The organism is Faecalibacillus faecis, from assembly GCF_003024675.1.
In the GTDB taxonomy this organism is placed as follows: Bacteria; Bacillota_I; Bacilli_A; order Erysipelotrichales; family Coprobacillaceae; genus Faecalibacillus; species Faecalibacillus faecis.
In genome coordinates this window covers 106,545-112,980 of sequence record NZ_PYLP01000006.1, presented here as the reverse complement: position 1 = coordinate 112,980, position 6,436 = coordinate 106,545, and the positions used below count along the sequence as shown (strand labels likewise).

General features: G+C 28.9%; 6 protein-coding genes and 1 pseudogene. 1 reads left to right on the top strand and 6 read right to left on the bottom strand.

Annotated elements, in window-relative coordinates:
• A pseudogene (locus C7U55_RS13675) lies at positions 1–321 on the top strand (IS1634 family transposase); the annotation flags it as partial.
• A 264-nt stretch (positions 322–585) separates the two neighbouring features.
• On the opposite strand, the gene C7U55_RS06905 reads toward C7U55_RS13675, so the two are convergent.
• From C7U55_RS06905 to C7U55_RS06880, 6 genes are all read right to left on the bottom strand, one after another.
• Entirely contained in the window at positions 586–2,040 is a 1,455-nt protein-coding gene (locus tag C7U55_RS06905; RefSeq protein ID WP_106987934.1) for an LCP family protein, read from the bottom strand.
• Positions 2,041–2,146: 106 nt separating this feature from the next.
• Positions 2,147–2,932, bottom strand: coding sequence for a hypothetical protein (locus C7U55_RS06900; RefSeq protein WP_106987933.1), 786 nt, complete (start codon positions 2,930–2,932; stop codon positions 2,147–2,149).
• Positions 2,933–2,963: 31 nt separating this feature from the next.
• Positions 2,964–3,836, bottom strand: coding sequence for a toll/interleukin-1 receptor domain-containing protein (locus C7U55_RS06895; RefSeq protein WP_106987932.1), 873 nt, complete (start codon positions 3,834–3,836; stop codon positions 2,964–2,966).
• Positions 3,837–3,947: 111 nt separating this feature from the next.
• On the bottom strand, positions 3,948–4,643 hold the full coding sequence (locus tag C7U55_RS06890) for a hypothetical protein (protein ID WP_106987931.1): 696 nt from the start codon (positions 4,641–4,643) through the stop codon (positions 3,948–3,950).
• Positions 4,644–4,832: 189 nt separating this feature from the next.
• Positions 4,833–5,504, bottom strand: coding sequence for a beta/alpha barrel domain-containing protein (locus tag C7U55_RS06885; RefSeq protein ID WP_106987930.1), 672 nt, complete (start codon positions 5,502–5,504; stop codon positions 4,833–4,835).
• A 9-nt stretch (positions 5,505–5,513) separates the two neighbouring features.
• Positions 5,514–6,401: an ROK family protein gene (locus tag C7U55_RS06880; protein WP_106987929.1), complete on the bottom strand. Its 888-nt coding sequence runs from the start codon at positions 6,399–6,401 to the stop codon at positions 5,514–5,516.
• Positions 6,402–6,436: the final 35 nt, after the last annotated feature.

The following is a 6,436-nucleotide window of genomic DNA, read 5'->3' as shown; positions in this document are numbered from 1 at the left end:
AGAATAATGAAGTCTGATTTAGATGCACGCCCTGTATTTCTTCAAAAAGAAAACAGCATAAAGGGACACTTCCTGATCTGTTATCTTGCCGTACTGTTAGAAAGAATATTCCAGTTTAAGATATTGGATAATCAATACAGCACACATCAAATCATGAAATTCATTAGAAGCTTTAAGGTGGTCAAAGGTGAAAGTAAATATATCAATGTAACGGCATCAAGTGAATTTATAAAAGAATTCGAAAATATTACAAATCTTCCACTTACAAATTACTATTTGACAGAGCGGCAAATTAGACAGATATTCAATTATAAGATTTAAACGAAAAAGCAATAGAGATTCTATCTTGAATTCCTACTGCTTTTTTACTATCACTATATTTTAATGCTGGATACCAAAGTCAGGTACCATATTTGCCACTTTATGTCAAATTTTTACTACAAAAAAGCTATGAAACTTTTAAATAAATTTCATAGCTTTTTTGTGGAATATTGAAAGTCAAAAAGAGTGTAGAAAACTACGCTTGCTTACTTGCTATACGCATTTTCTGCAACTCTTTCTTTCATGTCAATACCTCTTTTAAATTTATTCTACTGTTTGTCCATTTAATACCGCTTTAATTGCAGCAATATTTTCAGATACACTACTGTCATCAGGAATCATATAATATAATTTAGTATTAGGCATATAAGCTCCACCTGTTTGCATTACTCCGTGTCCTGTAAATTGTTTTTGTGTAAATGTCCATTGTGCCATATCATTGACTTGCATTTGGATTAAATCAGTAATGTTATCTGATGACATATTTGTTTCAAAACATCCAGCAATCGAATTTAAAACACCTGTATAATTTGTAATAATAGCCGGTGACATCATTTTTTTCAACATAGACATTAATACATCTTGTTGATGTTTAACACGCATATTATCTCCTCCACCAAAGGCATGTCTTTCTCTGGCAAAAGCTAGTGCTTTTTTTCCATTTACATGTTGAACACCTTTTCTAAACGAATCACCACTTGCTGCCGTAAATGAACTATCAGAATCTAAATCAATTCCACCTAAAGCATCAACCATAGTAATTAATGAAGTAAAGTTAACACGTGCATAATAGTTAATATCAATACCTAAGAAATTATCCATTGTTTTAACTGTATTTTCAGGTCCAGCTAATCCTGAGTGCGTTAATTTATCTTTTTTACCTTTATTAGCTAATGTAACATAGTAATCTCTAGGAATTGATGACATTAAGATTTGTTTTGTTTTAGGATTTACTGTTACGATCATATTAACATCTGATCTTGAAACAGTAGATACTTTACCATATGTATCAATACCTGAAATATAGATTGTAAATGGTTTTGATGTTACATCTACATCTTTAGCAAAGCTTTTTACTTCTGTATCAACTTCATAACTCCAAATTTCTTTTGTTTCATTTGCAAAGTTTTCATGTGTTTCTTCAAACATACCGTTATATGCTGTATTTACTAAGATGGCATGTACGGTATTGTTATAAAGATCATCAGCAAGTTTAGAATAATCATCATTTGTTTCATCATATGAAATACTTGATTGTTCTTGTTTTGCTTTAGCGATGATTTGATTCATATCTTTTTTATCATCATATTGTAAGTTGTATTCGATAGATTCATTTTTGATATCTGATAAACTATTAATTTTACTATCTTTTAATACTAAAATAGCATAATGTACTGTTTTTGTATCAGCACCAGAAATTTTATTTAATGTAGAACTTCCTTTAGCTACATAAACAGAACCAATTAATAAAACAATACTTAATACTAATGAAATAATCTTTCCAATAGACTGTCTTGCATTGACTGCATGTTTTCCTTTTGCTGGTTTCATAAAGAAATACATGAGTAATGCAAGTACAGCTAATGCTGCAACTAAAATAATCATGTATTTAGTTGGGACTACTCCCAACTTAAATAATAAGAATAACAAAGCTACTGAAGATAAAACTTGAATAGTTAAAACTACAGGCCATGATATTACCTTTTTTAATACTTTCATATCAATTTCCCTCATTTCTTTCTTCAAAAGAATAGCACATTTAACATATTATTTCAATTTTTTACAAAATAATATCCTATATCCTATAACCTAAAATACTTATAATTTATTCTTTACAACTAGGAGGTAATTTATCTAAAGCAAACCTTAATGCATAAAAATATTTATCAATTATTTTATATTCTGTGTTTTCCTCAATTTGTTCTTCGCAAAAATTTATAAATTCTTTAATAAATTCTTCTCCTGAAGAATAGCAATTATTATAAAGCAAATTAAATTGCGGCATATGTAAATAATTAAAAATAAATTTATTATCAACATCCTGTTCTACTAGTCCATGTCCAAATAATGGAATCATTTCACTTAAGGGAATTTCACACGTGTTATTTTTTTCAATAGCTTGATTCATTTGAAAAGAAACATTTCTCAAAAGTTCTTCAGCCACATAGTTATCAACAACAATTCGAGGGTGAATTGCTACATTAGATTCTAACTGATATGCCCTTACTGCTTTCCCAAAAAACATACTTTTTGAAGGATCAACATAAGCATCACCGTAAGATATTCCACCCCTAAACATTATTTTTTCTTTAATAAAACGTAAAAATATTGGTTCACAATTGCATAATGCTGTTGTAAATAATTTTCCCTCGTCTCTTTTTTCTTCTGGAACATTTTCTTTAAAACCATAGAAAATATAAGAGCAATCAGAAAAAGTATATATTTTTCTAAAATATACCGTGTGTGGTAAATCGTTTTTGTTATTCTTTTCTAATTCTTCATGAAAAATAGAATTAATTTTATAAGCTTTCTCAAAATCATCTCTATTTTGGCTTCCTAATATGTCAATAAATATAACTAAATATTTTGAATAACTTTTATCATTTTCCATTCTTTTTACCTTTCATTTTCTAAATAATTTATTATTGATCACCGTTAATATTTTCTAAAAAATATTGCATTTTTTCTGCAATTTCTTTTGAAGTTAGTGAAGAAGTATTCATTGCAAGTTTTCCAGCAATTGTTGGACTAAAATCCATTACTTCTTTTTTTGTAAGCTTATGCCAAATAGGTAACAATTTCTTTCCATTAATACTTTCCAATTGAAATAATCCATCTAGTTCTGCCTTTGTCCAATACTTTCCTTCTGCAATATAATTCGGAGAAAGTATAACGATACCAAAACGAGATTTCTTAAGTCCTTCATCTATTTTCTTCCGCATTGAATCTCCCCATAGAATTTGACTTTTATCATACCATGTTGTTACACCTAAACTATTTAAATCTTTTACAAAATCATCCACAAAATCTTCCTTATCTTCCCATGCATGAGATATAAAAACATCATACTCTTGTTTTTCATTTTCTTCATTCATCGTATCTGTCACAGCTAGTTGCTTTTCATTAAAAGAAAGCACTTTAGAAGTAAGCTCTTCTATTTGTTTTTCATAGTCGCTTTGCATATTGACTATAAGATTATTTTGCCTTTTTATTTCAAGATGTTGTTTCTTTTGAAGCTTTGAATAAGCGTCATTTCGCTTTTTTCTCTTATCTGCGATTTTCTTCATTAAATTTGCACTTTGTTCTTTTGCCTTATTGCTTTCTTTACTATACCTTTCAATTTGTCTTTTCTTACTGTTTATCATAGAGGCAGAAGCATTTTTACTAATTGAAACACCTGCTGCCTTTTTTTCTTGATCTGCTGCCTTCTTATCGAATGAAGCCTTCTTTTGTTCCAAAGTGGCTATTTCTTTATCTAAATTATTTACTGTTCTTTGATATTGTTCAATACTCATATTACTTCCTCCAATTAGATATATTTATATCTTTATTGTAAAGTAAATATCATTTATTTTATAGTTAGAGATTTAATATAAAATAATAAATACATTTTAAATGATGATCAATTATTCTATTTTATGATATATTTTCTTCTCCAATTTCTTTTTTTTAAATAGTAAAAATAGAATGAATAATTCTCCAATACTACATCCATAAATAATAGCAACGATTTGAGTACTATAGTTGAAGTTTAGAAATACAAAAAGTATGAATATTATAATAGTAAGTATTGTGGATTTTACTCCTTTGATAATTGATGTAACATTTGGGATAAGTTGTTTGAGTGGAACATTATTTAATAAAGAATCTAACGATGTACAGTATCCTATTATAATCGAAAGTGAAATTGAAAAAATAGCATTTAATTCATACATTTTTCCAACTATGGATACTAAAATTAAAGTTTCAAAAGTAATACATTTTTTTAATTCTACAGATAATTCGTTTTTGGGAATCATTAAATTAAAAGATGTATTTATGATGTATGGGAAAATTAATAGCATTATTGAATCAAAAATAGCACTGTAATCAGAAAAACTTGTTGTTGAAATTGCAAAATTAATAATAATAAATAAAAAAAAACAAAGTGTAGAAATAAAATAGTAAACTATCATTTTGCAAGTTTCATTAAATTTTGTTTTTAGATTAGGGTTAATAGGTAGTTTTTTATTATTAAATTTAAATATATAAAAATACAAAAATATGACCGAAAAAATTGAGCTTATTATAAAAAACAACCAAAAAATAGAGTTTTTAAACATAATTTTAACCTACTGTATACATGAAATAATCATTACAATATACACATACCTTTCCCTAAATGTTTAAAATGATTAATTTTATTTTATACATATATTATATAGAAATAATTGTATAATAGGTGTAATTTTTTGAGAACATCTATTTTTAATAAACACTATACTATAAAAGTTCCTCAAGCGAGGAACTTTTTAATCATATCTATGTCTATATTCTTCCATCATACCTTTGAAGATTTCACCATTAGTAGGAGGTGTAAAGGTAACGGCATTAGCACCTGCTTGAATCACTTCTCTTACTGTTTCTTCAGTTGGTCCACCTGTAGCAATAATTGGGAAATCAGGACTGATTTCTCTTAATTTTTTAACAATCTTTACAGTATCTTTTCCTCCAGAAACGTTAATGATATTAGCTCCTGTATGTAACATTCTTTGTTCTAAATCTTCATTTAATGAAACAATCGTTAAAACAACTGGAATATCAATATCTTGTGCTAGATTTTGAACGAATTTTGTGGTCGTTGGCGCATTTAAAACCACGGCTGTAGCGCCATGAAGTTCAGCATCTAAGGCAATCGACTCTACTCGTTTACCTGCCGTTGTTCCGCCACCAACACCCACAAAGACAGGTCTTTGTGCGACTGAAATAATAGCTTGAGTAATTTGAATAGTTGGTGTAAAAGGATAAACAGCAATGACTGCATCAGCATTACAGTTGGCAATAACTGCCACATCTGTAGAAAACACCAATGATTTGATACGTTTTCCATTGATTAAAACACCTGTTGCTTCACGATAAACTTCTGGTACTAAAATAGTATGGCTTCTAAGTTGTGTATTTATTTTAGGTATTCCTTTATTCATAATAGCCTCCTATCCATGTCTTTGAATATAATGATAGGTTGCTCCTATAAGATTTGCATCGTTGCCAAACTTACATACTTTAATGTTTGGTCTTACATGAGCGTGTGTTAGTTGACCAAAGATGATATCTAATTGTTCATTGACTTTATCTAATAGTTCTTCTCTTGTTGAAATAGCTCCTCCAATAACGATCATACTTGGATCATAAGCGTATTGTAAGTTATAAATACCCATAGCAAGTGTACGATAATATTCATCAACATATTTTTTATACACTTCATTAACATTTGCATGATCAAAGATTTCTTTTCCATCTAGACCATGATAATCTTTTCCTAATTCTTTTGCTACTCTTTTAGTAACAGCTACGGTAGAACCATCATCAGACCATGTATAATATTTTCCTTCACTTGGTTCATAGCGCATGATCATATAACCAAATTCACCACCATGTAAAGCATTTCCATGATGAACATGTTTATCTTTAATAACAGCACCACCAATTCCTGTACCACTAACAATAAAGCAACAATCACTTTCTTCTTTAGCGACCCCTTTCCACACTTCTGCTAAGGCTGCACAGTTAGCATCATTTTCCAATTCTACAGGTTTATGAAAACGATTTTGTAAGTCTTCTTTGATATTTGGTCCATGGATATAATTAATTGCACTTGAACCATAAATAATGCCCCCATCACTATCAACTGCTCCTGGCATTGATAAAGCGATTCCTTCTACATTTGGACAATTATGAACGACTTTTTCCATTTCAAGATACATTTGATCCAATGTATCTGGTGTTTTAAATTTACTTGCTGAAGAAACTTCCCCTTCTTCATTACATAATGCATATTTGACAGATGTTCCTCCAACATCAAAAGCTAAATATTCTTTCATACGCTTCTCCTTTCATTCTTTTTCTATTATAATAT